Genomic DNA, 25,482 nt, shown 5'->3' with positions numbered 1-25,482 from the left:
GAGGGCACATGATCGCATCTCAGATGCCGGGGCGCTGCCGCCCCGTGGCGATCGGCCGCCCGCAGGTTGCCGTGCGCCAGGCCGGAGAAGCCTGGTACGTGGATGCCGAAACACCGCTGGGCGAGGTGCCGCGCCGCTTTACGGATTGCCTGGTGCGCGGCGCCCGCGAGTTCCCCGAGCGCACGCTGGTGGCACGGCGCGGGCCGGATGGGGCGTGGATCCGCATCACGTACGCCGGCATGCTCGACCGGGTACGCCGCATCGGCCAGGCCTTGCTGGAGCGCGGCCTGTCCGCCGAGCGGCCGCTGGTGATCCTGTCCGGGAACGACCTGCAGCACTACCAGCTGGCGCTGGGCGCCATGTATGCCGGCGTGCCGTACGTGCCCGTGTCTCCCGCCTACTCGCTGGTCGCCACGGATTTCGGCCGGCTCGGTGAACTGGTGGCGCACCTGACGCCGGGCGCCGTCTACGCATCGGATGGCAACGCCTTCGGCCGGGCGATCGCCGCCGTTCTTCCTCCGGATGCGGAACTGATCCTGGATAGCGGCGATGTCCCCGGGTTCGCGTCCACCCGCTTCGCCACGCTGCTGGAAGCGGAACCATCGTCCGTCGACGCGGCCAATGCCGCCGTCGGGCCGGACACGATCGCCAAGTTCCTGTTCACCTCCGGGTCGACGAAAAAGCCGAAGGCGGTGGTGACCACGCACGGCATGTGGAGCAGCAACCAGCAGATGCTGCTGCAGACCTTTCCGTTCTTCGGCGAGGAACCGCCGGTGCTGGTGGACTGGCTGCCGTGGAACCACACCTTCGGCGGCAGCCACAACGTGGGCATCGCGCTGTATAACGGCGGCACGCTGTACCTCGACGACGGCCGCCCCACGCCCGCCGAGATCGGGCGCACGCTGGCCAACCTGAAGGAGATCGCGCCCACGGTGTACTTCAACATCCCGAAGGGCTGGGAGATGCTGACGGATGCGCTGGAAGCCGACGCCGGCCTGCGCGACACCTTCTTCTCGCGGGTAAAACTGTTCTTTTGCGCGGGGGCCGGGCTGTCGCAGGCGGCCTGGGACCGGCTCGACGCGATCGCGGTGCGCCACTGCGGCGAATCGATCCGCATCATGACCGGGCTGGGCATGACGGAAACGTCGCCATCGTGCACCTTCGGCACCGGGCCGATCGTGCGCGCCGGCTACGTGGGCGTGCCGGCGCCGGGCTGCCGGGTAAAGCTCGTGCCGGTCGGCGGCAAGCTGGAAGCGCGCTTCAAGGGGCCGCACGTGATGCCGGGCTACTGGCGCATGCCCGCGCTCACGGCCGAAGCGTTCGACGACGAAGGCTACTACTGCACGGGCGACGCGCTGCGCTTCGCCGATCCGGCGCAGCCCGACCTGGGTTTCATGTTCGACGGGCGCATCGCCGAGGATTTCAAGCTGGCCACCGGCACTTTTGTCAGCGTGGGGCCGCTGCGCGCTAAGGTGATCAGCATGGGCGCGCCGTACGTGCTCGACGTGGTGGTCACCGGCATCGACCGAAACGCCATCGGCCTGCTGGTCTTCCCGCGCATGGAACACTGCCAGGCGCTTTCCGGGCTGGGGGCCGCGGCGACGCCGGCCGAGGTGCTGGCCAGCGCGCCGGTGCGGGAGTTCTTCGGCGGGTTGCTGCGGCAGCTGAACGCCGGGTCGACGGGCTCGTCGAACGCCGTGGCGATGCTGCGGCTGCAGGAAGAGCCGCCGTCGATCGATCACCGTGAACTGACGGACAAGGGCACCGTGAACCAGGCGGCAGTCCTGGCGCGGCGTGCCGCGCAGGTGGAGGGGATGTACGAGGGTGGCGATCGAGCGACCATCCGGGCCGGACAACAAGGCAATTAAAAACATCATTGGAGGAGACACCATGAAACTTCGCATAGCATCCCGCAAGACAGCCCGCACCATCGCAGGCGCCATCGCCATCGCCTGCCTGTCGCTGGCCGGCCAGGCCCAGGCCCAGGACACCATCAAGATCGGCGTGATCGCCGCGCTGACCGGCCCGTTCGCCAACATCGGCAAGCCGTTCGAGGACGGTATCCGCACCTACCTGCACCAGTATGGAGACCAGGTGGCCGGCAAGAAGATCGAAGTGATCTACCGCGACGACGGCGGTTCCAATGCCGACCATTCGAAGCGGGCGGCGCAGGAACTGATCGCCCGCGAGAAGGTCGACTTCCTGATCGGCTTTTCGCTGACGCCCAGCGCGCTGGCTGTCGCGCCGCTGGCCACCCGCGCGAAGACCCCGATGATCGTGATGAATGCCGTCACCACCGGCATCACCGACAAGTCGCCGTACATGGTGCGCACGTCGATGACGATGCACCAGATGACGGAACCGTTCGGCACCTGGTCCGGCAAGAACCGGATCGGCAAGGCCATCGGCACGGTGTACACGCTGGTCAGCGACTACAGCACGGGCGCCGATGCCGAGGCCAAGTTCATCAAGGGCTTCAGCGAGGCGGGCGGCAAGGTGGTGGGCTCGGCGCGCGTGCCGCTGGCGAACCCCGACTATTCGCCATTCGTGCAGCGCGCCAAGGACCAGAAGCCCGATGCGCTGTTCTTCTTCGCCCCGGGCGCCGAGGATGGCACCGCGCTGCTGAAGGCCTTCACCGACAAGGGCCTGGACAAGGCCGGCATCCGGTTCCTGGGCGTGGGCGACATGACCAGCGATTCGCCGACGCTGGAAGCGCTGGGCGAGCGGGCGCTGGGCGCGGTGACGGTGCTGAACTACTCGACGGCGCTGGACAACGATGCCAACAAGGCGTTCCTGAAGGCCTACGCGGCGGCCAATCCGAAGCGGCCGGCGGCCACCTTCGTCACCGTGGCGGCCTACGACACGATGGGCATGATCGCCGAGACCGTGCGCAAGCTCAATGGCAAGGTCACCGGCGAGACGGCGATCAAGACCCTGGCCGGCATGAAATGGAACAGCCCGCGCGGGCCGATCAGCATCGATCCCGCCACCCGCGACATCGTGCAGAACATGTACATCCGCGAGGTGAAGAAGATCGACGGCAAGCTGGTCAACGCGCCCATCGGCGTGCTGGAGAACGTGCCGCCGCGCTGAACCGGCCAGCCGCTCATGGGCTGTCGCCGCGCCGGGCATGGCGATATACTGGCATGCCCGACTGACAAGGAGAATCCATGAGCGCTTACCTGGTGGTGGTCGATACGCTGGCCGATTGGGAGATCGGCTACCTGGCGGCGGAGCTGCACAGCCGCCGCTTCTTCGCCAACCCGCTGGCGGAATTCAAGTTCCACAAGGTGGGTGTGACGATGGACGAGGTGACCAGCATGGGCGGCGCGGCGCACACGCCCGACCTGGCGCTGGCCGACCTCGTGCTGGAAGAGGGCGACGTGCTGATCCTGCCGGGCGGCGAGCGCTGGGACCAGCCGGAATTGCGTCCCGTGCTGGAATTCGCCCGCGACGCGCTGGACGCGGGCCGCAACGTGGCGGCCATCTGCGGCGCCGTCGATGGCCTGGCCAGCGTCGGCGCGCTCGATGCGCGGCGCCATACCAGCAACGACCTGGGCTTCCTCAAGCAGGCGTGCCCCGACTATCGTGGCGAGAAGCTGTACCGGCAGGAGCCGGCGGTGCGCGGCGATAACCTCGTCACGGCGTCCGGCCTGGCCCCGCTGGAATTTTCCGCCGAAGTGCTCAAGATGCTGAAGGTGTGGCGGCCGGAAACCATCCGCGCCTGGTACCAGCTGCACAAGACGCGCAAGGAGCGGTGGTATCACGCGCTGGTGGCGTCGATGGGCCCGGCCCAGGCGTGATCCGGCGCGGCGGCGGCCGCAAAATTCGCAGGTGCCTTTGGCGATTTTCATAGTTGCCCCGGCGCGGCGATGGCTGGAGAATCCAGGCGGTGCGCCATGCCGGCGCGCCGCCATTTCCAGGATCGCCATGAAGCCATTGCGTGCCGCTGCCATCATCCCCGTTCTCCTCCTTGTCGCGTTTCCGCTCGTTTCGACCCCACTGTCCGCACAGGCAAGCCGCTCCGGCGCGGAGGTCGCGGCATATGCCGTCAACGGCACCACCGGGGCGCCGCTGGGCGGCTTCGGCGCCGGCGCCGTCAAGTTCGACGCGAACACCGGCACGTTCGCGGCGATGCTGCGCCCGCCCGCCGATGCCTACGATTTCGAGCGCCTGAAGCATGCCGGGTTCGCGCTGTTCACGCAGCGCGACGGCAAGGTGGCCACCGTGGGCACCTTGAAGGCCAGGCAGGTGGACGGCAAGCCGGACGACGATGCGATCTGGCCGCTGCACCGGGTGAATTTCGGGTCGACGGCCGGTATCGCCGTCCGGATGACGGCATTCGCGCCGTTCGACCGGCGCGATCCGGGCCGCATGAGCCTTCCCTACGCCTTCTATGAATTCACGCTGGTCAACGAAGGGGCGACGGCGGCGGAAGCCGCGCTGGCGCTGCGGCTCGATGTCGGCAATGCTGCCGTCCATGCCGTGCCCGGCAAGGGTTTCCGTTCCAGGGCCTGGTCCGTCTACGCCGCGGCCGAAGGCAAGCCGGCCGTCATCAGCGCCGGTGGCGAGGCGGGCTTCCTGGCGCGCGGACTGGCCAGCGACGAGGGAGCCGGCGGCGTGACCGGTACAGCGGTCAAGGTGCGGCTGGCGTCGGGGGAAACCCGGCGCGTCCGCTTCGTGCTGGCGTGGTACGAGGATTCCGATCCCGAACGGTCGTGGTACCTCGGGCAGCACCGCGATTCCTCCACCGTCGCCGATGCCGGCCTGGCGCACTTCGGCGCGCTGCGGGCGAACGCCGGGGAGCTGGTGGACCGGATGCGCGCCTCGAACCTGCCGGACTGGCTGAAGAACCAGACGCTGAACACGCTGGCCAACCTGTCCACCAATTCGATGTACAAGAAGGATGGCCGAGTCGCGTTCGCCGAAGGCCAGTGGACCTGCTTCGGCACGATGGACCAGATGTGGCACGCGCGCCAGATCATGGGCCAGCTGCTGCCGTTCTTCGCCTGGGAAGAACTGAAGTACTGGGCGCGCACGCAGATGAAGAATGGCCAGATCCACCACGACACCAACAAGATGGACGTGGGTGCCGACCGCGCGCTGCGCTCCGTGATGGTGGACTGGGACGATACCGAGCATGCCGACTACCGCGATATCGCCAGGTGGGTGGACCTGAATGCGGGGTTCATCGTTTCCGCCTACGAAACCTATGAAGCGACGGGCGACCGCGCGCAGTTCGAGGCGATCTGGCCGAACGTGAAGCGCGCGGCGCAGCGCATCCTCGACCAGGTCGAGCAGTATGGCAGCAAGCAGTACCCGTACACGTTCGACCACTCCGAGAATTCGTATGACGCCGGCGGCGATCCGAATCCGTTCAACGCCAGCCTGTCGGCCGTCGCGTACAAGCTGATGACGCGGCTGGCCACGGAGCAGGGCGAGGCCGCGCTGGCGGCGCGCTACCAGACAGCCTACGACACGGTGGTGGCATCGTTCCGCGCGCGCTACCTGAACGAGGCGGGTTTCCGGCTGGGCAAGCACAGCGAAGGATACTTCGGCGGCCAGTGGCTGGCGCTGACCATGAAGCTGGGCGAGATCTGGCCGGCCGCGGACCACGACTTCGTGCTCGCCAGGCTGAACGACTACTACCAGCCGTACTACCGGGGCCTGGGCTACGCGGACGGCACGTATGACGAATGGACGCCGTACATCGTCACCCATTACGGCGGCCTGCTGCTCAATTCACGCCGGGCCGGCGAGTGGGCGGCGCTGCAGAAGGATGCGTACCAGCGCCAGTACCTGGACCGCAACCATGTGTTCAACCACCCGCTGAACATCCTGCCGCTGGTGAAGACGCCGGTGCCGGTGGCGACGGAAATCCGCAGCAAGAAGCAGTACATCAGCCTGCCGGCCCTGTGGCGCAACTACTACGACATCGTCGGCTACCACCGCGATGCGCGCAGCAAGGCGCTGTGGCTCAAGCCGATCGTGCTGCCGGAGATGAATGGGCGGATGACGGAGGCGCTGTACGCGTCGCCGGACGGCTACGGCACCGTCAGCGTCACCACGGGCGGGCAGCATGGCCAGGACAAGGAACTGCTGTTCAAGCCCGATGCGCCGGTGGAGGTACGCACGCTGCACCTTGCCGACGACTTTGGCGACGATGTGTCGGTGACCGTGAATGGCCGCAAGCTGCCGGTCAGGCGCACCGGCAGCGGATATGCGAAGGAACTGGCGGTCGACTGGCATGGCACGGTCGACGCATCCGGCTTGAAGGTCACCGTCTCCGGCTCGCCGGGCGCGGCGCCGCCACCGCCGCCGGCGAAGTCCACCCGGCCGGCGCCGGTCGACTCGAAGAGCCTCGCCAGGATCGATCCCTACAAGCCGGTGCAGGCGTCGAAAGCCGGCAAGTCGGCGGGAACCTCCGTGGAAGTCGATACCACCGGGCGTTCCTACGTGTCGTCGATCAACAACTTCGACTGGCTGCAGTTCTCGCGGGTCGACTTCGGCGCGGGCGGTGCGACCAGCTTCACGGCGACGGTGATGGGCGCGGTGCCCGGCGCCGGCATCGAGGTCGTGCTGGACGACGTGGCCGGCGATGCGATCGGCTCGCTGGTGGTGCCGGCCGGCGCCGAAGGCAAGGCCTGGACCACGGTCTCCACGCCGGTGAAGCGCGTGACGGGCGTGCACAATGTCTTCCTGCGCTTCCACGGCAGCTCGCAGGACAGCCTGATGAACCTCGACCGGGTGAGTTTCGGCGCCGCGCCGGCCGCCGCGGGTGGTGGCGCGACAGGGCGGTAGCGCATTCCGATACCGCCGGTCGCGCCTTGCGCGGCCGTATCGCTTGCCTGTTTGTTCTCCCACAAGCCGATGTGACAATTCCCGACCGGCCGGCCTTCGGCCCATTACGGAAGGGAAGACATGAACCTCAACAGAATCATCTGGTGCGCGCTTGCCGTGCTGGCCCTGGCCGGCTGCGGCTCGATGACGGGCGAGCGCGGCATCCGCCAGGCGGGCAGCATCGTCGACTACCTGTACCCGGACGCCAAAGAGGCGCCGAGTTTGGCGCCCACCGTAACGCGGCTGCGCCTGCCGCTGCGCGTCGGCATCGCCTTCGTGCCGGGCGGTGGCCGTAACGGCGGGTTGAATGAAACGGCGCAGCGCCAGCTGCTCGATCGCGTCAAAGGCGCGTTCGCGCAGCACGATGCCATCAGCGGCATCGAGGTCATCCCGGGCACCTACCTGCGCGCGCGGGGCGGCTTCGACAATCTCGACCAGGTGGCCCGCATGTTCAATGTCGACGTGATCGCGCTGGTGTCGTACGACCAGGTGCGCTTCAACGATACCAGCCGCCTGGCCGTGCTGTACTGGACCGTGGTGGGAGCCTACGTGATCAAGGGCGACCGGTACGACGTGCAGACGATGGTGGACGCCGCCGTCTTCGACGTGCGCAGCCGCAAGCTGCTGTTCCGCGCGCCCGGGACCAGCCAGGTGAAGGGATCGTCGACGATGATGGGCTACAGCGAGAAGATCCGGGTCGCGCAGACCGATGGCTATGCGCAGGCCGTCGACCAGCTGATCCCGAACGTGCAGGCCGAGCTGGCGAACTTCAAGGAACGCGTGAAATCCGATCCGGGCATCCAGGTCGAGCACAAGCCCGGCTCGCGCGGCGCGGGCGGCACCGGATGGCCGGTGGCGCTGGTGCTGGCCGGCGTGGCGGCTTGGGCGGTGCGGCGCCGTGGCTGAACGCGTGCGGGTGACGCCGGTGCTGGCGGCATTGTGCGTGGCGGCGCATGGCCTGGGCGACCGGCTGGCCGCCGCCCTTGCCTGGGAGCGCGCCGCGATCCTGCACGGCGAGGTGTGGCGGCTGTGGACCGGTCATCTGGTGCATTACTCGCTGTCCCATGCGGCAGCGGATGCGCTGGCGCTGCTGGCGGCGGGGCTGCTGGCGGAGTCGATGCTCGGCGCGCGCCGCTTCGGCATCATCCTGGCAGCCGGCGCAGCAGGGATTTCCGCCGGCTTGCTGGCATGCGCGCCCGACTTGGCAGAGTACCGCGGGGTTTCGGGGCTGTCGATGCTGGTTGCCGCGCTGGCCGGTGTGCTGGCATGGCGCGATCGGCCGGCGCTGCGCTGGCCGGTTGCCTGCGCGGCGGCGGTGCTGGTGGCGAAAATCGCCTGGGAAGCAAGCGCGCCGGCTGCGACGGTGGCCGGCCTGCCGGCCGGGGTGGCGGTGGCGTGGCAGGCACACTGGCTGGGATTGCTGGCCGGCGCGTGCGCCGCGGCGATCGTTCCCGGCCGGACGACCGCGAACCGGATGACCGTAGGCTGAACTACACCCTGCCGAACACCAGGCTGGCGTTGACGCCGCCGAAACCGAAGCCGTTCGAGATGGCGTAGTCGGTCGACAGCGCGCGCGGCGCGCCGCTGACGATGTCGATGCCCTGCGTCGCCGGATCGGCCTGTCCCAGGTTCAGCGTGGGCGGTGCCAGCTGGTCGCGCAGGGCCAGTACGGTGAAGATGGCTTCCACGCCGCCCGCGGCGCCCAGCAGGTGGCCCGTCGCCGACTTGGTGGCCGATACGGCCGGCCCCTTGCCCGTGCCGAAGATGGCCCGGATGGCGGCCAGCTCGCTGGTGTCGCCGACCGGCGTGGACGTGGCGTGCGCATTCAGGTGCCCGATCTGCGCGGGTGCCAGGTTTGCCTGGCGGATGGCCAGTTCCATGGCCCGCCGCCCGCCGGCGCCGTCTTCTGGCGGGGAAGTCATGTGGTACGCGTCGGCGCTGGTGCCATAGCCCAGCACTTCGGCGATCGGCGTGGCGCCGCGCGCCAGCGCGTGCTCCAGTTCCTCGATGACGAGCATGCCGGCGCCTTCGCCCATGACGAAGCCATCGCGCCCGGCATCGAACGGGCGGGATGCGCGGGTGGGTTCGCCGTTGAATCCGGTCGACATGGTCCTGGCGGCGGCGAAGGCGCCGAAGCTGACGCGGTCGATGCAGGCCTCGGCGCCGCCGCACACGGCGACATCGGCTTCGCCGGCACGGATCAGGCGCAGCGCGTCGCCGATGGCCTGGGCGCTGGCGGCGCAGGCGGTGACGGGCGCGCCCAGCGGGCCGCGGAAGCCGTGGCGGATGGAGATGTGGCCGGCCGCCATGTTGGCCAGGAAGCTCGGCACGGTGAAGGGCGACAGCCGGCGCGGTCCGCGGCCATCGGTGGTGCGCACGGCATCGACGATGGCGCCGAAGCCGCCGACCCCCGAGCCGACGATGGTGGCCGTGCGTTCGCGGGCCTCGTCGCTCTCCGGGTGCCAGCCGGCCTGCGCCAGCGCTTCCTGGGCGGCGGCCAGCGCGAACACGCTGAAGCGGTCCATCTTCTTGAGGTCCTTCGCTTCCACGGCAAGGGCCGGGTCGAAACCCCATGGGCAGTCCGGCGTCAAGGCGGGCACCACGCCTGCCACGCCGGAGGCGATGCCCTCGGTGATCTCGCCGGGCAATGTCACCAGCCCTGACCGGCCATCCAGGAGCCGGCGCCATACGGCCTCGACGCCACTGCCCAATGGCGACACCAGGCCCATGCCCGTCACGACGATGCGTCTCGTATTCACATGCACTCCCTTCAACCGACGGATCGGCAACGATAAAACTCAGGAATAGACAAAAGACGCCACGCGCAGGCTGGCGCACACGCGGATTGGCATCGAATCCAGGCGTCAGTATAGGGAGGCATAGCAGGGAAGGTTGCCGTATCGCGCCAACGAATATGCAAAATGCGCCATAATCGCCGTATGCAGCACTCTCCGCCCGGCACCCTGACCGTTTCCGCGCATTTCCTGCACGGGATGCTGCACTTCGTCCGTACCCGGCACGGAGAAGACGTGGTGGCGCAGGTATTGGCCAGCGCCGCCATCCCGCATTCGCTGCTCGACCAGCCGGACGCGCGCCTGACGCGCCAGCAGTATGCGGCGCTGTATCGCACCGTGGCGGCGACGCTCGATGACGAAATGCTGGGCCTGTGGTCGCGCCCGATCCGCACCGGCACGCTGAAGTACCTGATGCTCAGCTTGCTGGATGCACCCACCGTGCTGGTTGCCCAGAACCGTTTCGTGCGCTTCTGGAACCTGCTGCTGGACGACTACCGCCTGCAGATCTCGACCAGGAACAACCTGGTGCGGCTGGCGCTCGTGCCACGAACGGCCGGGACGCCGGTGGCACCGCTGGGGCATGAGCTGATGATGAAGCTGGCGCATGGCATCGCCAGCTGGCTGCTCGGCCGGGAGATCGGCCTGCACCGGGTGGAATTCGGCTTCGCGAGGACCAGGCATGCGGAGGACTACGCCTTCCTGTATCCGGGCGAAGTGCATTGCGATGCGGACCAGACGAGCATCTACTTTGCCTACGCGGATTGCACGGAGCCGTTCCGGCGCGAGAAGCATGAGCTGTGGGCGTTCCTGAAACGCGCACCGGAAGACTGGACGTTTACGGCAATGCACCGTGCCTCCATCTCGGCCAGGACACGCGAGTATCTCGAACAGAACCTGGCACGGCCGGTGACGATCCAGGAACTGGCGCAGGCGTTGCATGTTTCCGTCCGCACGCTGAACCGCCGGTTCGCGGAGGAGGGAACCCACTTCCAGGCCGTGAAGGACGGGCTGCGGCGCGATATCGCGGTGCACCGGCTGGCCAGCTCCAACACGGGCATGGCCGCGCTGGCCTTCGACCTGGGATTTTCCGATGCGACGGGTTTTTGCCGCGCCTTCCGGCACTGGACCGGCAGCAGCCCGTCGGATTACCGAAAGGGGACGCGGCAGGGAGAGTGAGCCGATTTTTGTTACGCGACACTGCCCTTGCTGGAACGCGCGGTGAGTTTTCTCATCAATAATTCTATTGGCCCATGCTCCCGGACAGTTGCCCACGCGACTGTGAAGAAAGTTGCCGCGATCAGGAATATCGATGCAGACCACACTGTAGTAATCAATCCGGCAGATCCGTCGAGTAGACCAAAGTATTCCAATATGCTCATTCCTATCAAAATGTGAGCTATGTACAAGGTCAATGTCATCTTGCCTGCCTTTGCCATCCACCCCAAACAAGACATTCTTGCAGCAAGCCAAAGGCACCCTCCGATCAGGAAACTTGCAGTACCGACTCCCATCAGGAAATATAGTGGCCCAGGCGGCATTGGCGTTGTTGTGAACAGCCATCGGAAGGAATAGGACTCGAAATAGGGCGCGACCCGGCTGGTACCCGCCATGATGATGAGGCCAGATATTGCGAGGAAGACCTGCACATGATTTTTCTCGAGCTGCAAGCGAGCCAGGAGTAGCCCGAATATCAGGAAGGCAAACCATGGAAGTACCGGGTGGAATCCATTGAAGAGCAAATTGCGCAGGAAGCCCGACCATGTCCAAAGGTCTTCATATTCAAGTGTTGTCCAGTTCCAGGCTGTGCTGTAGTCAAATGTGAGCTGCGCCCAGAGTGAAATCACTGTGACGACAAAAATCAATACCACCAGAATCAGCGAACGTGCGTGCATGAGAGGCAGTGCCAGCAAGAAGTACACACCGTAATAGTGGAGGATATCCGCAGGAAAGATGCATAGATTCCCGCAGCCTGCGACAAACAGGAAAAGCGCACGCGGTGCAATCGATACACGCGCCTTGGCAGAGTCCATTGAACGTGTTGCCAGTGCCAGGCTAATGCCAGCCAAAACGACAAACGTTGCAGACGCTTTCCCTTCGAGGACCTTGAACAGCGTATCCAGCCAATCCTGACGGGCTGGTTGCGCATGCATTGCTAAATGAAAATTAACGAATACCATGCCGGCGAGGGCAATATAGCGGGCGACATCGATGCCGGCTAGCCGGTTGGGGTGTCGTATTGGATCATTCATGCCAATAATAAACAGCGCAGGAGTGGGCTGGAAATAACTGCAGAGCTGCTGTTTTTCTCGTTCGCTATTGCGTGACGCAATGCTTCGGCCTCTACCCCATCAAGCAGCAACTGCGCAATGGCGAGCGGCTCGGCAGCTGGCCTCAAGCTGCCAGTATCCGCTGCCCGCTCAATGGCGGAAGCGAATGTATTTAACAGGAGAACCCGATTTTCGCTGAAGGCCGAGCGTAGTACCGAAGTTCGTGCCAGTTCTGCAAGACATTCCGCGGAAAGTATCGCCCATTCAGGTTGAAGATTCAGGGCGCGATACTCCATCAAGATGCGTACGACATCTTCAATCCGCGGTGAAACGATTTCATCGAGACTCTGGAGAATCGGTGCCAGTCCCTGTCGCTCCAATTCTGCGACCTCAGCGATCAATTGCTGCTTACCCGGAAAATAGGTATATAAATTGCCTAAGCTCACACTGGCTTCTTTGGCTATATCGCGCATGCTGGTTGCATGAAATCCCTTGCGAATAAAGCAGGCGATTGCTGCTTCGATAATTTTGTCCTGTCGGGCTGGAGTCTGGGTTCTCATACGTCGATCATGAACGAACGTTCGTTCATCCGTCAACCTTCCTTCGTATCGTTAAGGTTGTTCGACGTGTTTCTACAACAACGAGTGGCTTCCGCGTATCGCCGGACACTTTCGATAGGACCATTAAGGTTCCTGCGCGCGACGGCCAAAGCAGCCCGGATCGGCCGTCGATCCTTGCCGTCGAGCTGATCATGAGGAAAATATCGACCCGGTGCTTGCGCAGGTCTCGCTCTGCCCTGGCGCGGCCCAGCAGTGCGAGCGCAACTGGGAGCCCTGCATTTTCGCCAGGCAACCGGCAGCGTGTCCTTGTCGTCCCATACGTTTGCGCCAGGATCCTGGACCAGAAAGCGCAAGGCACCGGAGTGTCCGGTTCAAGGCCGCCTAGCGGCTGCTGCGCCCGATCGACACCAATTCGACGTGGAAGGAACCGGTGCCGGGCTTTTGCCGGAATCGGAAAAGTGCGTGCGCACGTCCCCATTTTCCCGACAGCGGCAAAGGGTGCTTCAGCAGGTACTCCCCGAAGGCCACCTCTTCGAGGCTGGGGCTGGCCGACTGCGTGAGCCCGTGCGGGGACGTAACCGGCGCATCGCCACACGCGTCGCGCAATGCACGCTGCAAACCGTCCTTGCTCCACCGTTGCGAAGTCGTATCCAGCTTGCCGAGTGCCTGGCCGTATTCGCCGCTGGCAAGGTGCTCGATGAACTGGCGGGCAAACGCGAGGAATGCCTTCCCGGGACTGTACGGGGTGCCGGCGATCATGGCGATGCCGGCTTGCGGACGTTGCGCTGGCCGCTCGACGTGGTCATGGCTGACGATACGCGAGATCCGCGACAGCGATGTTCAAGCGGTACCTGCTGCGTGAAGCTTGCGCGCTTCTCACACCGCCATCGGCGCGGTGAGCGGCGGATGGTGCCGGTAGCCTTCCAGGCTGAAGTCGGACGGTTCGATCTTTTCCAGCCACTCGGGTTCGTATTTGCCGGTGCGGGCGAATTCCGGCACGCGGTCGGCGATCACGAGGCGCGGCGCGTCGTACGGTTCGCGCTTGAGCTGTTCCTGCACCATCTCCATGTGGTTCTCGTAGATGTGCGCGTCGCCGATGAAGTAGGTGAACCAGCGCGGCGTGTAGCCGGTGAGGCGCCCGACCAGGTGCAGCAGCGCGGCGCCTTCGGCGATGTTGAACGGCGTGCCCAGGCCGATGTCGTTGCTGCGCACGTACAGGCACAGCGAGATTTCCCTGGTCGTCGCGTTCGGGATGAACTGGTACAGCAGGTGGCAGGCGGGCAGGGCGACCTGGTCCAGCACGGCCGGGTTCCAGCCGTGGAACAGGATGCGGCGGCTGCCCGGGTTGTCGACGATGGTGTCCAGGCACTCGCGCAGCTGGTCGATCGCCTTGTACAGCAGGACTTTCTCGACACCGTTTTCCACCAGCGGCGCCACTTCGCTGAACCCGTTGCGGTACGCGTCTTCCCGCTGCGCCGTGTTGGCGGCATCGACCAGCTTGTAGCCGGGCCACTGGCGCCACTGCACGCCGTAGACCGGACCCAGGTCGTCGACACCCTCGCGATAGGGATTGGCCAGCCATTGCGCATTCTCGTTGGCGTTCTGGTCCCACACCTTGCAGCCCAGCGCGCGGAAGTCCGCCGCGCTGCGCGATGCACGCAGGAAGGCGCACAGTTCGCCGACCACGGACTTGAAGGCCAGCCGCTTGGTCGTCACCGCCGGGAAGCCCTGCGCCAGATCGAAGCGCATCATCGCACCCGGCACGGACAGCGTGCGGATGCCCGTGCGGTTGTCTTGCCAGGAACCCTGGGCAAGGACGGTCTCGATCAGTTGCTGGTACTGCTGCATGCGGTTCTCCGGCTGAAAACGGGCGATTCTATCAGGTCAGGGCAAGGTGAGCGGCTGATCAACGTTTTTTGCGGCCACGTTCCGGCCCTCTATTGGGGGGCTGCGCTGGCGGGTTCGCGGCTGACTTTGCGGCTGACTTTGCGGCCGACTTCGCGGCCGACTTCGCGCCGCGGCCGGCCGCCACGACGACGGCGCCTTGCGGCACGCGCTTCGGGGCCTTCGGCCGCTCCGGCGCGGCCGATCCGAAGCCGCCGGCAGGACGCGGCGTGACGGGTGCCGCGGCTGCCGGAGCGTGTTTCGTTGCCGGGTTCGAGACTGGCCTGGAGGCCGGTTTCTTCGCCGGCGTGGATGCCGGCTTCCCGGCAGCCTTGCGCCCGCCCACCGGGGTTGGCGTGCCGGTCGATGGCACGCGGTGGTCGGCCTCGAAGCCCGCGATTTCCTCGCGCGGCAGGACCTGCCGGATCACCGTTTCGATGGCGCGCAGCAGCTCGACTTCATCGGCCGCCACCAGCGAGATCGCTTCGCCGGAGGCACCGGCCCGGCCGGTGCGGCCGATGCGGTGCACGTAATCCTCCGCCACGGTGGGCAGGTCGTGGTTGACGACCAGCGGCAGGCCGAGGATGTCGAGGCCGCGGGCGGCGACGTCGGTGGCCACCAGCACCTGCACGTCGCCGGCCTTGAAGCGGGCCAGCGCCCGCAGGCGCGCGGGCTGCGGCTTGTCGCCATGGATCGCATCGGCGCGGATGCCTTCCTGCTGCAGCACGCCGACCAGCTGGTCGACGCCCTTGCGGGTCTTCGCGAACACCAGTACCTGGCCCCAGCCGCGTTCGCGCAGCAGGTGCAGGAACAGGTCCGGCTTGGATTTCTTGTCGGTGGTGATGACGAGCTGGCGCACCGTCTTCGCCGCCGCGTTGGCGGGACTGGCCTGCACGGACAGCGGATCGCGCAGCAGGCGGCCGGCCAGCGCGCGGATCGCGTCGGGGAAGGTGGCCGAGAACAGCAGGGTCTGGCGCTCGGCCGGCAGGGCCGCGAACACCGCGTCCAGGTCGGCGGCGAAACCCAGGTCCAGCATGCGGTCGGCTTCGTCCAGCACCAGCGTCTGCAACCGGGCCAGGCTCAGGGCGCCCTGGCGCTGCAGGTCGAGCAGCCGGCCCGGCGTCGCGACCAGCACATCCAGGCCCTTCCTCAGCTTGTTGACCTGCGGTTCGATCGGCACGCCGCCATAGGCCACGCCGTAGCGCAGCGGCACGTGCGCGCCATACTTGCGGAAGCTGTTGAAGACCTGTTCGGCCAGCTCGCGGGTCGGCGCCAGCACCAGGCAGCGCACGCCCAGCGGTTCCACCGCGCCTTCCAGCGTGAGGCGGTGCAGCAGCGGCAGCGCGAAGCCGGCCGTCTTGCCGGTGCCGGTCTGCGCGGCGGCCATCAGGTCGCGGCCCGCCAGCACGGCCGGAATCGCCTGCTTCTGCACCGGCGTAGGTTCGTCGTAGCCCAGTTCATCGAGGGTGCGCAGCAGCGGATCGATCAGCTTGAGGGAACGGAACGTCACAGTGCCGCCTCCAGTGCCGCGTTCCAGAGCGCCAGCGCGACGTGGACTTCCTCGTCGGGCAGGTCCAGCAGGTGGTCGCCCACGTACCACTCCGTGTAGCAGGTGCCGTCGAGCTGCCCGTGGTGCACGGCATTGTGGAGCCAGATGCCGTGTTCGCGGGCGATGTCGTTGCGGATCTCCAGCGCGCGCTCGCGCTCCACCGGCATGTGCAGGTGGAACAGGTTGGCGTGCGGCTGCAACGGATTCATGCGCAGCATCGGATAGGCGGGCAGCGCCTCGAACAGCCATTGGGTGCGGCGGAACAGCGCCGGCATCGCCGCCAGCCGCTCGTCGATCTGCATGGCCGCGGCCACCACGTACGGGGTGCGGTGGATGATGCTGCCGCCCTGGCGGCGGTACCACTCCTGCGCCCGGGCAACGAAGGCGGCGCTGCCGGCGAGCAGCGCGCCGCCGATCCCGCCGATGCCCTTGTACAGCGACACGTAGACGGTATCGAAGCCGGCCGCGACTTCCGCAGGGCTGCGGCCGAAGCCGGCGGCGGCTTCCCACAGCCGCGCGCCATCCATGTGCAGGTGCGTGTTCCGTTCCCGGCACCAGGCCTTGATGGCTTCCAGCTCTTCCCAGGCCGGCGATATCCCGCCGATCTCGCGTGCCGGCAGCTCCAGCGACACCGCGCCCAGGTGGTCGGGAATGGCGTCCAGGTCGGCCATGGTGAATGGCCGGTGCGGGCTGCCGGCCTGCAGCGCGTGGAAATGATCGAGCAGCTGGTGGTTGCCGCGCTCGTGCTTCAGGATGTGCGCGGTGGCATGCAGGGCCACCAGGCGGCTGCCGCGGTCGGCGCAGGCCAGCCGCAAGGCGGTGGCCTGGGCCATCGTGCCCGTGATGCAGAACGTGGCGGCTTCCTTGCCCAGCAGGGCGGCCACCTTGCGTTCCAGCGACTGGATCAATTCACCTTCCCCGTACACGTCGTGCGCGATGCCGTGCCGTTCGCACCATGCGGCCATCGCCGCGAAGACCTGCGCGGGTGTCTGCTGCCGGTGGCCCGGCAGGACGGTGGCGCACTGCTGGCGCAGGTCGGCCTCGCCGGCTGGCGGGTGCGCGGGTTTATTCATGATGGTGCTCGACGTGGACGTTGTGGAACTGCAGCGCCGCCAGGTTGGCATAGATGCCGCCCAGCGCCACCAGCGACTTGTGGGTGCCGGTTTCGACGATGCGGCCGTCTTCCATCACGATGATGCGGTCGGCGCGCTGCACGGTGGCCAGGCGGTGGGCGATGATGACGGTGGTGCGGCCGACCATGGCCGCCTCCAGTGCCGATTGCACCAGGCGCTCGGATTCGGCATCGAGCGCGCTGGTCGCTTCGTCGAGCAGCAGCAGCGGGGGATTCTTGAGGAGAGCGCGGGCGATGGCGATGCGTTGGCGCTGGCCGCCGGAGAGGCGCACGCCGCGCTCGCCCAGGAAGGACTTGTAGCCGTTCGGCAGCCGCTCGATGAATTCATGGGCGGCCGCCAGTTTCGCGGCATGGATCACTTCCTCGTCGCTGGCGCCGGCGCGGCCGTAGCGGATGTTTTCCATCGCGTCGGCCGAGAAGATCACGGTATCCTGCGGCACGATGCCGATCGCGCCGCGCAGGTCGTGCAGGGCCAGGTGGCGGATGTCCACGCCATCGAGGCGGATGGTGCCCTGCTGCGGATCGAAGAAGCGCAGGAACAGCTGGAACAGCGTGGTCTTGCCGGCGCCGGACGGGCCGACGATGGCCACCGTTTCGCCGGGCCGGATGTCCAGGTCCAGGTGGGCCAGCGCCGCGGACTCGGGGCGCGACGGATAGGAGAACGTGACGTCGGCCAGCGTCAGGGCCGCGCCGTTGGCCGCGCGCGGCGGCAGCGCCAGCGGCTGCGCGGGTTCGCGGATGTCGGACTGGGTCGCCAGCAGTTCGAGCAGGCGCTCGGTGGCGCCGGCCGCGCGCTGCGCCTCGCCCATCACTTCGGACAGCGCGCCGACCGCGCCGGCCACGATCGAGGCATACAGGATGAACTGGCCCAGCTCGCCGCCGGACATGGTGCCCGACAGCACCGCGTGGGCGCCCAGCCACAGCACGAACACGATGGTGCCGAACACCAGCACGATGGCCAGCATGGTCAGCAGCGCGCGGGCGCGGATGCGGCGCATCGCCGTGCCGAACGCGCCTTCCACCGCGCCGCCGAAGCGCCGCGTCTCGATGTCCTCGTGGGTGAAGGCTTGCACGGTCGGCATCGCGTTCAGGATCTCGCCGGCCACCGCCGACGCATCGGCGATGCGGTCCTGCGAATCGCGCGACAGCTTGCGCACGCGCCGGCCGAACATCACGATCGGCAGGATGGTCAGCACCAGCAGGGCGATGATGATGCCGGTCAGTTTCGGGCTGGTCACGAACAGCATGACCAGTCCGCCGATGAACAGCAGCGCGTTGCGCAGCGCCATCGAGATGCTGGTGCCGACGACTGCCTGGATCAGCGTGGTGTCCGTCGTGATGCGTGACAGGACCTCACCGGTCTGGGTGGTTTCGAAAAATGCGGGGCTCTGCCGCACCACGTGGCGATAGACGGCGCTGCGGATATCGGCCACTACCCGTTCGCCCAGCCACGACACCGTGTAGAAGCGTGCCGCCGTGGCCAGGGCCAGCACCGTGGCCACGGCGAACAGCGCGAGGAACACGGCATTCACGTGCTCGGCGCTGTGCACGCCGGCCTTGGCGCCGAAGCCCAGGTCGATCATCTGCTTGAACGCGTACGGGATCGCCAGCGTGGCGCCGGCCGCGACGACCAGCGCCACGCCGGCCATGGCGAAGCGCGCCCGGTAGGGTTTCAGGAATGGCGCCAGGCCCCGTAACGCGGCCAGGCTGCCTTTTTTCAGTTCGCGGGCTTCAGTGGGAGACACGGATTCGCGGGCGCTGCTGGTGGTGCTGTTGCTCATTCTATGACGTCGTTCTTATAGTTTCATCGGCCGGACATAGCCGGTCAGCTCGAGGTAGCCGCGGCCGGCCGGCTTGCCGGCGCGCTTCACGGTGACCGCCCCCTCCCAGTACACCGCGCCGGTCGAGCGGCGCGAATCGAGTTCCTGGTCGGGCTGCAGCGGGTCCAGCTGCCAGCGGGTGCCGCCCGTGTCGATCGTGACGGCCACCGGGTAGTCGGCGCCCGTGCGGGGCGAGCGCCAGCGGGTGCGCGGCGTAAACTTCACGTCGCCCGGGCCGAAATGCGTGATCTTACCGGATGCGTCGCGCCACGTCGCGTGGGCCCACAGTGTAGCATCGCCGCTCTCGCCAGTCCCGGCGCCCTTGCCATTGCCGGATCCTGCGCCGCCTTTGCGGCGGATGCGGAAGGCCATCAGCGAACCGCCGTCGTCCAGGTTGGCGCCGACCCAGTCCCAGCCGGCCGCCTCGGGATCGAGCACCTGGCTGGACCATTCATGGTCGAGCCAGGTCACGCCCGTCACGGCGCTGCGCTTGCCGTCCGCGCCCACGATGGTGCCGGAGGTCTTCAGGTGCGGCTTGCTGTAGTAGTAGCTGGCCTGCTCGGGGCGCGGGCCCTTCTGCGAATAGCCGCCACGGCCCTGCAGCAGCACCGGCTGGGTCGCCTCCAGTACCAGCTCCAGCGTGAAGCCTGCGGCGGGAATGCTCATCCGGTAGCGCCCGTCGGCGCCGCGCACCATGCGCCAGTCGTCCAGCCTGACGTCGGTATCGCCCTCGCTGGCGTAGGCCAGGCCGAAGCCGGCGCGGGCGCTGCGCTCGTCGTGCAGCAGCTTGCCCTGCGCCGGGTCGGACAGCGCGGCATGGCCGATGATCAGCTGTTTCGGCGCGAACTTGCTGGGGTTGGCGTCGTCGGTCTCGGTGCGGCTCCGGAAGAACGTGACCTGATAGCCGACCGATTTGCCGGCGGCCGTGGTCAGCCAGCCGGTGGCGTACCACCACTCGGTGCGGAACGACGGGTGCGCGCCGAAGTCGCGCGGGAAGGCCAGTTGCCGGCCGTCTTCCAGCGGGACCACGGCGGAGAATTGCGGGGGCTGCGCGGCGGGTGCCGCCAGCAGCGGCGCGCACAGCAGCATGACCAGGGCCCACAGGATACGCATCTACCAGTCCTCCCGCACGGCGCGGATCGGGTCGCCGGACAGCGCCTGCCGGCCGGACGCCAGCGCCGTCAGCATGCTGGCCACCAGCAGCGCGGCGGCCACGGTGCCCAGCAGCGGCCACGGGTAGTGCATTTCCATGGTCCAGTGGAACGATTGCGGATTGACGACGTGCACCAGGATCAGGCTGATCGCCCAGCCCAGCGCGAAGCCGGTGGCGATGCCCAGGCCGGTGAGCGCGCCGCCTTCGAACGCCAGGATGCCCAGGATCTGCCGGCGCGTGACGCCGATGTGGCGCAGCATGCCGAATTCGCGGGCGCGCGCCAGCGTCTGCGCCGAGAACGTAGCGGCCACGCCGAACAGGCCGATGACGATGGCGATCGCTTCCAGCAGGTAGGTGACGGCGAAGCTGCGGTCGAAGATGCGCAGCGACAGCGCGCGGATGGCCGACGGTTCCTCGATGCCCAGCGTGGCGCCGAACGGCAGCCGCTTCAGCGCCACGGTCGCGTCGGCGGCGCTGGCGCCCCGGTCGAGCCACAGCGCGGCATCGCTGGCATCGTTGTCGCCCGTGAGCCGTACGTAGTCGGCGCGTTCGATCATCACCGCCCCGGAAACGCGGGCGTAGTCGCGCCAGATCCCGGCCACGAAGAACGGCACGGCGGAACCGGCCAGCGGCAACGGCAGCGTGTCGCCCGGACGGATGCGGTACAGGTCCGCCATCGCCTCGGAGACCCACGCGCGCGGCAGGCTGCCGCCGGGCTGAGCGACTTGTTCGCCGACCAGCACCATGGCTTTCTCAGGCTGCGCCGGGTCGATGTCGCGCGCCAGCAGCGCCACGTTGGGCCGGTCCGCCGCCAGCGACACGGAGCGCAGCCGGAGGAATTCGGCGCGGGCGATGCCGGGCGCGGCGCGGATCGCTTCCTGTTCGCGCGGCGTCAGGCCCGCCGTACCGCCCGCGCTGGCGATGCGCGCATACAGGTCGGCCGGCAGCACCTGCAGGATCCAGTTGTCGACGGAGACGCGGAAGCTGGCCACCATGATCGCCATCGCCACCATCAGCGAGAAGCTGGAGAGCACGCCGCCCAGCGCGATGCCGGCCTGGCCGGAGGCGTTGGCCAAGCGCGCCAGCGTCAGCGTGGGCACGGCCGGGATGGCCCGCTGTCCCGTCGCGGCGCGGCTGGCCATGGCGGCTGTCCAGCGCTCATGCGCGAAGCGGAACGCCGCGGCGGCAATGCGCGGCATCAGCGCGATGCCACCCAGCAGCAGCAGGGCGATCGACAGGTAGCCGAACACCGGCAGGCCGGCCACCGGCGGCAGGCGGGACATCACGGCGGCCACGGCCAGGCAGGCCAGCGCGGGCCAGGGGCGGGCCAGCCGGGCCAGCGCTACTTCATCGGCACCCGATTTCAGCGCGATGGCCGGCGCGGCGCGGGCCGCTTCCCATGCCGGCGCCGCGCAGCCGAGCAGGGCGACGCCGACGCCGAGCGCGAAGTAAACCATGGCCGCCACCGGGGTGAATTGCGCTTGCGGCTGGACGCCCGCGAAGTAGCCGGCCCCCAGGTCGCCGCCGAAGAAGCGCAGCGCGGCCGCGGCGATCGCATAGCCGCCGGCGATGCCGAGCAGGGAACCGATGACGCCGAGCGTGGCGCCTTCGACCAGCACCTGCCGCAGTAACTGGCGCCGCTCGAAGCCCAGCACGCGCAGCAGCGCGAACTGGCTGCGGCGGCGCATCACCGACAGCGCCTGGGTGGAGAACACCAGGAATGCCCCCGTGAACAGCGCGACCAGTGCCAGCACGCTCAGGTTCACGCGGTAGGCGCGGCTCATGTTGCTGGTGCGGCTTTCCTGGTCGGCATCGTTCGGCTGGGCCACGCGGAAGCGGCCCGGATAGTCGCGCGCCAGTTCGCGCGCCAGCTTAACCTGGAAGGCGTTGCGGTCGATGCCGTCACGCAGTTTCAGGTCCACGCGGGACAGCTTGCCGAGGCGATCGAAACGCCACTGCGCCGCGCCGATGTCCATTACCCCCAGCCGCTGGCCCACGCGGGCGCGTTGCAGCGAGCCGGCAACGCGCAGCGTGACGGTTTCGGTGCCGGTCATGAAGGCGATACTGGTGCCGTCCCGTGCATTGAGCCATTGCTGCGCGGCGGGCGACAGGAACAGCGCGTCGCTGCCCAGCGTGTCGCCGGCCACGCCACTGGCCGGCGCGCCGACCAGGTCCGGCGTGATGAAGCCGGCACGGAACACGTCCAGCCCGAGGAGCTTCAACGGTTCCTCGCCGCCCGGCAGCGAGGCATTGATTTCCAGCACGGGCGAGGCGACCGCCACTTCCGGGCGCCCGGCCAGCCGTGGGTAGATGTCTTCGTCGAACAGCGCTTCCGTGCCGGAGACCTGCACGTCGGCCTGGCCGGACAGGCTTTGCACGGCGGCCGAGAATTCGTTGAACGCGGCGGCGTTGATCAGGTGGATGGCGAAACCCAGGGCGACACCGACCGTGATGGCGGCGATCGCCGTCAGCGCCCGCACCGGGTGCGCGCGCCATTCGCCCAGCAGCAGCCAGCGCATCAGGGTGCCCGTGGTGCCTGCCAACGCTGCCTGCCTCGCTTGCTCATTCACTTGCTCATTCACTTGCTTGTTCACTTGCTTGTTCACTTGCATGCAGCGGCGTGGCGCTCGGCGGCGCGGCGCGCGGCGATGCGGGCCGTGTCGATGGTGCGGTGGCTGGCGCGGCGCACGTCGTCCTCCGCCCATTTGCGGGCCAGCTGCAATTGCGTGCAATGCTCGCGGCGCCGCGCGGCGCGCTGGTCGTGCAGGGCATCGGCGTAGTCTTCCCGTGCTTCACGCGCGTGGCGTGCCGCTTCGAGCTGGGCCGATTGCTGTTGCAGGCGCGCCAGTTCCGCGGGTTCGGGCCGGCTCACCGGGGGATCGGGCGGCGCCATCAACGTTTGCGCGCCGCGTGCGCACGGCGCTTCGCTGTACGTGACTTTCTCGCCATGCGTGCACTTGTACATCTGCGCATGGGCGGGCAGGGCGATGGCCGACGCGAGGGCCAGTGCGCGTAACAGGAGCCTCACAGGATCTTCCCGGGATTCATGATGTTCAGCGGATCGAGCGCCGCCTTGATCGCCCGCATCAGGTTCAGCTCCACCGGCGACTTGTAGCGCGCCAGTTCGTCGCGCTTGAGGGCGCCGATGCCGTGTTCGGCCGAGATCGAACCGCCGAAGGCGGCGACCGCGTCGTGTACCACGCGGTTCACCGCGGCCTGGTTGACCAGGAAGGCTTCGTTGTCGATGCCCGGCGGCGGCGCCACGTTGAAGTGCAGGTTGCCGTCGCCCAGGTGGCCGAAGCAGACCAGCTGGCAGCCGGGAAATGCCTGCTGCAGCAGCGGTTCGGTGTGCGCGATGAAACGGGCAATGGACGATACCGGCAGCGAGATGTCGTGCTTGATGTTCTTGCCGTCCGCCGCCTGGGCCAGCGGGATGTGCTCGCGCAGGTGCCACAGGCCGCGCGACTGGGCGACCGAGGTGGCGACGACGGCGTCGAGCGCGATGCCGGCCTCGAAGGCCGCGCCCATGGCCCCTTCCAGCAGCGCCACCGCATGCGCCTCCGACTCGTTCGAGGAAATCTCCAGCAGCGCGTACTGCGGTGAGGGCGCCGCGAACGGGCGTGGCAGGGCCGGGAAATGCTTCGCCACGAGCGCCAGGCAGAACGCCGACATCAGTTCGAAACCGGTGAGGCTGGCGCCGGCACGGTCCTGCGCCAGCGACAACAGCCGCAGCGCGTGCTCCGGCGATGGCAGCGCGGCCAGCGCGGTGACCGATGCCTTCGGCGCCGGATACAGTTTCATCACGGCGCCGGTGATGATGCCGAGCGTGCCTTCGGCGCCGATGTACAGGTCGCGCAGGTCGTAGCCGGTGTTGTCCTTGCGCAGGCCGCGCAGGCCGGACCAGATCTCGCCCTGCGGCGTGACCACTTCCAGGCCCAGGCACAGTTCGCGCGTGTTCCCGTAGCGCAGCACGCCGGTGCCGCCGGCGTTGGTGGACAGGTTGCCGCCGATCGTGCAGCTGCCTTCGGCCGCCAGCGACAGGGGAAACAGGCAATCCGCGGCGGCCGCCGCTTCCTGCACGTGCTGGAGGATGACGCCGGCATCGACGGTGACGGTGCGGTTGACCGGGTCGAGGCTGCGGATCCGGTCGAGACGCGCCAGCGACAGCACGACGGCGGTGCCGCTGGCATCGGGCACGCTGCCCAGCACGAGGCCCGTGTTGCCGCCCTGCGGCACGATGGGCACGCGTTCCTCGGCGCACAGGCGCACCAGCTGGGCCACTTCGTCGACGCTGCCGGGGCGCAGCACGGCCAGCGCATTGCCCGTGAAGCGGCCGCGCCAGTCGCGCAGGTACGGCGCCATGGCGGCCGGCGTATCGAGCACGTAGTCGACGGAATCAGCGGCGCCGGCGATCGCGCGGCAGCGGTCGAGGAATGCCGTCATGGCGCTTACTTGTGGCCGTTCCGGCTGCGGGCAACCTTGTCCAGCAGTTCGCGCGCGGCCTTCTTCGCGGCCCGCTTGTACGGGTGGACATAGAGCAGCGCGCAGCAGAAGAACACGAAGACCAGCGCCGCCTCGGCCCAGCCCAGCCAGGGCATGGCCTTGTCGCTGTAGCCGCGCACCACGCCTTCGGCCAGGTAGGCCAGGATCATCATCGACGACCATTGCAGCGTGTACAGGTCGCGCTTCAATACCCCGATCAGCGGGAACAGCAGCGGCACGGCCTTCAGCGCCAGCCAGGAACCGCCGGGCTTGAGCGGCGCCAGCACGGTTTCCCACAACAGGCACAAGGCGATCAGCGCGGCCACGCTGACCAGCGCCCCCCACCACAATACCTGCTGGCGCGCGCCGTACATTACCGGCCCCGCAGCTTGACGGCCGTTTCGGCCAGCCGCTTGCCGAGCGCCACGGCGATGCGCTTTTCCTCGTCCGTGACGGGCTTGCGGCCATCCACGCCGGCCCAGTGGCTGGCGCCGTACGGCGTGCCGCCGGACGAGGTGGTCATCAGGTCCGGATGCGTGTAGGGCAGGCCGATGACCATCAGGCCGTGGTGCAGCAGCGGGATCATCATCGACAGCAGGGTGGATTCCTGGCCGCCATGCAGGCTGCCGGTGGAGGTGAACACGCAGGCCGGCTTGCCCGCCAGGCTGCCGGACAGCCATTGGCTCGAGGTGCCGTCCCAGAAGTATTTCATGGCGGAAGCCATGTTGCCGAAGCGGGTGGGCGAACCCACGGCGATGCCGGCGCATTCATCGAGGTCGGCCAGTTCCACGTAGGGCGCCCCGTCGACCGGCACCTCCGGCTCGGTGGCCTCGGTGACGGTGGACACCGCGGGCACCGTGCGCAGCCGCGCATCGCAGCCGGGCACGCTTTCGATGCCCTGCGCGATCAGCTCGGCCAGCCTGCGGGTGGCCCCATGCCGGGAATAGAACAAAACGAGGATAATCAGATTGGGCGCGTTCATCGTTGGTATTATAGAACG

At 67.8% G+C, this 25,482-nt stretch carries 21 protein-coding genes; 7 read left to right on the top strand and 14 right to left on the bottom strand.

Annotated elements, in window-relative coordinates; translation table 11 throughout:
- The first annotated feature begins 8 nt into the window (after positions 1-8).
- The 6 genes from EYF70_RS13780 (at position 9) to rrtA (ending at position 8,329) form a co-directional block, all read left to right on the top strand.
- Complete coding sequence (locus tag EYF70_RS13780) at positions 9-1,868, top strand: feruloyl-CoA synthase (protein ID WP_131145920.1); 1,860 nt, start codon at positions 9-11, stop codon at positions 1,866-1,868.
- 22 nt (positions 1,869-1,890) lie between these two features.
- Entirely contained in the window at positions 1,891-3,093 is a 1,203-nt protein-coding gene (locus tag EYF70_RS13775) for an ABC transporter substrate-binding protein (RefSeq protein WP_131145919.1), read from the top strand.
- A gap of 77 nt (positions 3,094-3,170) precedes the next feature.
- On the top strand, positions 3,171-3,803 hold the full coding sequence (locus tag EYF70_RS13770; protein ID WP_131145918.1) for a DJ-1/PfpI family protein: 633 nt from the start codon (positions 3,171-3,173) through the stop codon (positions 3,801-3,803).
- Between the two features lie 127 nt (positions 3,804-3,930).
- On the top strand, positions 3,931-6,801 hold the full coding sequence (locus EYF70_RS13765; RefSeq protein WP_131145917.1) for a carbohydrate-binding protein: 2,871 nt from the start codon (positions 3,931-3,933) through the stop codon (positions 6,799-6,801).
- A gap of 120 nt (positions 6,802-6,921) precedes the next feature.
- Positions 6,922-7,746, top strand: coding sequence for a rhombotarget lipoprotein (gene rhlP, locus EYF70_RS13760; protein ID WP_131145916.1), 825 nt, complete (start codon positions 6,922-6,924; stop codon positions 7,744-7,746).
- A complete protein-coding gene (rrtA, locus tag EYF70_RS13755; RefSeq protein WP_165497664.1) occupies positions 7,739-8,329 on the top strand; it encodes a rhombosortase in 591 nt (196 codons plus the stop codon). The genes rhlP and rrtA overlap by 8 nt, the downstream gene beginning before the upstream one ends.
- A 1-nt stretch (position 8,330) precedes the next feature.
- On the opposite strand, the gene fabF is transcribed toward rrtA, so the two are convergent.
- Positions 8,331-9,569, bottom strand: coding sequence for a beta-ketoacyl-ACP synthase II (gene fabF, locus EYF70_RS13750; protein ID WP_229420911.1), 1,239 nt, complete (start codon positions 9,567-9,569; stop codon positions 8,331-8,333).
- Positions 9,570-9,779: 210 nt separating this feature from the next.
- Between fabF and EYF70_RS13745 the strand changes: the two genes are divergently transcribed.
- The gene (locus tag EYF70_RS13745; protein ID WP_229420854.1) at positions 9,780-10,811 is read left to right on the top strand and encodes an AraC family transcriptional regulator; all 1,032 of its coding nucleotides are present in this window, start codon (positions 9,780-9,782) and stop codon (positions 10,809-10,811) included.
- Between the two features lie 11 nt (positions 10,812-10,822).
- Here EYF70_RS13745 and EYF70_RS13740 read toward each other — a convergent pair whose 3' ends face one another.
- From EYF70_RS13740 to wrbA, 13 genes are all read right to left on the bottom strand, one after another.
- Entirely contained in the window at positions 10,823-11,884 is a 1,062-nt protein-coding gene (locus tag EYF70_RS13740) for a DUF418 domain-containing protein (RefSeq protein ID WP_131145913.1), read from the bottom strand.
- Complete coding sequence (locus tag EYF70_RS13735; RefSeq protein WP_131145912.1) at positions 11,881-12,462, bottom strand: TetR/AcrR family transcriptional regulator; 582 nt, start codon at positions 12,460-12,462, stop codon at positions 11,881-11,883. The genes EYF70_RS13740 and EYF70_RS13735 overlap by 4 nt, the downstream gene beginning before the upstream one ends.
- A 381-nt stretch (positions 12,463-12,843) precedes the next feature.
- Positions 12,844-13,221, bottom strand: coding sequence for a hypothetical protein (locus EYF70_RS13730; RefSeq protein WP_131145911.1), 378 nt, complete (start codon positions 13,219-13,221; stop codon positions 12,844-12,846).
- 117 nt (positions 13,222-13,338) lie between these two features.
- Entirely contained in the window at positions 13,339-14,310 is a 972-nt protein-coding gene (locus tag EYF70_RS13725; RefSeq protein ID WP_131145910.1) for a thymidylate synthase, read from the bottom strand.
- Between the two features lie 58 nt (positions 14,311-14,368).
- Positions 14,369-15,856, bottom strand: a complete 1,488-nt coding sequence (locus EYF70_RS13720; protein WP_131145909.1) for a DEAD/DEAH box helicase — start codon at positions 15,854-15,856, stop codon at positions 14,369-14,371.
- Positions 15,853-16,968 carry a threonine aldolase family protein gene (locus EYF70_RS13715; RefSeq protein WP_131145908.1) on the bottom strand — a complete coding sequence of 372 codons (1,116 nt, stop codon included), beginning with the start codon at positions 16,966-16,968 and terminating at the stop codon, positions 15,853-15,855. The genes EYF70_RS13720 and EYF70_RS13715 overlap by 4 nt, the downstream gene beginning before the upstream one ends.
- Positions 16,961-18,808 (bottom strand): ABC transporter transmembrane domain-containing protein, encoded by a 1,848-nt coding sequence (locus EYF70_RS13710; protein WP_131145907.1) that lies wholly within the window; start codon positions 18,806-18,808, stop codon positions 16,961-16,963. The genes EYF70_RS13715 and EYF70_RS13710 overlap by 8 nt, the downstream gene beginning before the upstream one ends.
- A 15-nt stretch (positions 18,809-18,823) precedes the next feature.
- Positions 18,824-19,960 (bottom strand): lipocalin-like domain-containing protein, encoded by a 1,137-nt coding sequence (locus EYF70_RS13705; protein WP_131145906.1) that lies wholly within the window; start codon positions 19,958-19,960, stop codon positions 18,824-18,826.
- Positions 19,961-22,519, bottom strand: coding sequence for an ABC transporter permease (locus EYF70_RS13700; RefSeq protein ID WP_131149085.1), 2,559 nt, complete (start codon positions 22,517-22,519; stop codon positions 19,961-19,963).
- 83 nt (positions 22,520-22,602) lie between these two features.
- A complete protein-coding gene (locus EYF70_RS13695; RefSeq protein WP_131145905.1) occupies positions 22,603-23,028 on the bottom strand; it encodes a DUF4124 domain-containing protein in 426 nt (141 codons plus the stop codon).
- Positions 23,025-24,443, bottom strand: coding sequence for an FAD-binding oxidoreductase (locus EYF70_RS13690; RefSeq protein ID WP_131145904.1), 1,419 nt, complete (start codon positions 24,441-24,443; stop codon positions 23,025-23,027). The genes EYF70_RS13695 and EYF70_RS13690 overlap by 4 nt, the downstream gene beginning before the upstream one ends.
- Positions 24,444-24,448: 5 nt before the next feature.
- Positions 24,449-24,856: a DUF2069 domain-containing protein gene (locus EYF70_RS13685; RefSeq protein ID WP_131145903.1), complete on the bottom strand. Its 408-nt coding sequence runs from the start codon at positions 24,854-24,856 to the stop codon at positions 24,449-24,451.
- Positions 24,856-25,464, bottom strand: coding sequence for an NAD(P)H:quinone oxidoreductase (gene wrbA / locus EYF70_RS13680; protein WP_131145902.1), 609 nt, complete (start codon positions 25,462-25,464; stop codon positions 24,856-24,858). The genes EYF70_RS13685 and wrbA overlap by 1 nt, the downstream gene beginning before the upstream one ends.
- Between the last annotated feature and the right edge of the window lie 18 nt (positions 25,465-25,482).

It is taken from the genome of Pseudoduganella albidiflava, assembly GCF_004322755.1.
Lineage (GTDB): Bacteria > Pseudomonadota > Gammaproteobacteria > Burkholderiales > Burkholderiaceae_D > Rugamonas > Rugamonas albidiflava.
The sequence above is the reverse complement of the archived record's forward strand: the minus strand, read 5'-3'. Positions and strand labels throughout refer to the sequence as shown.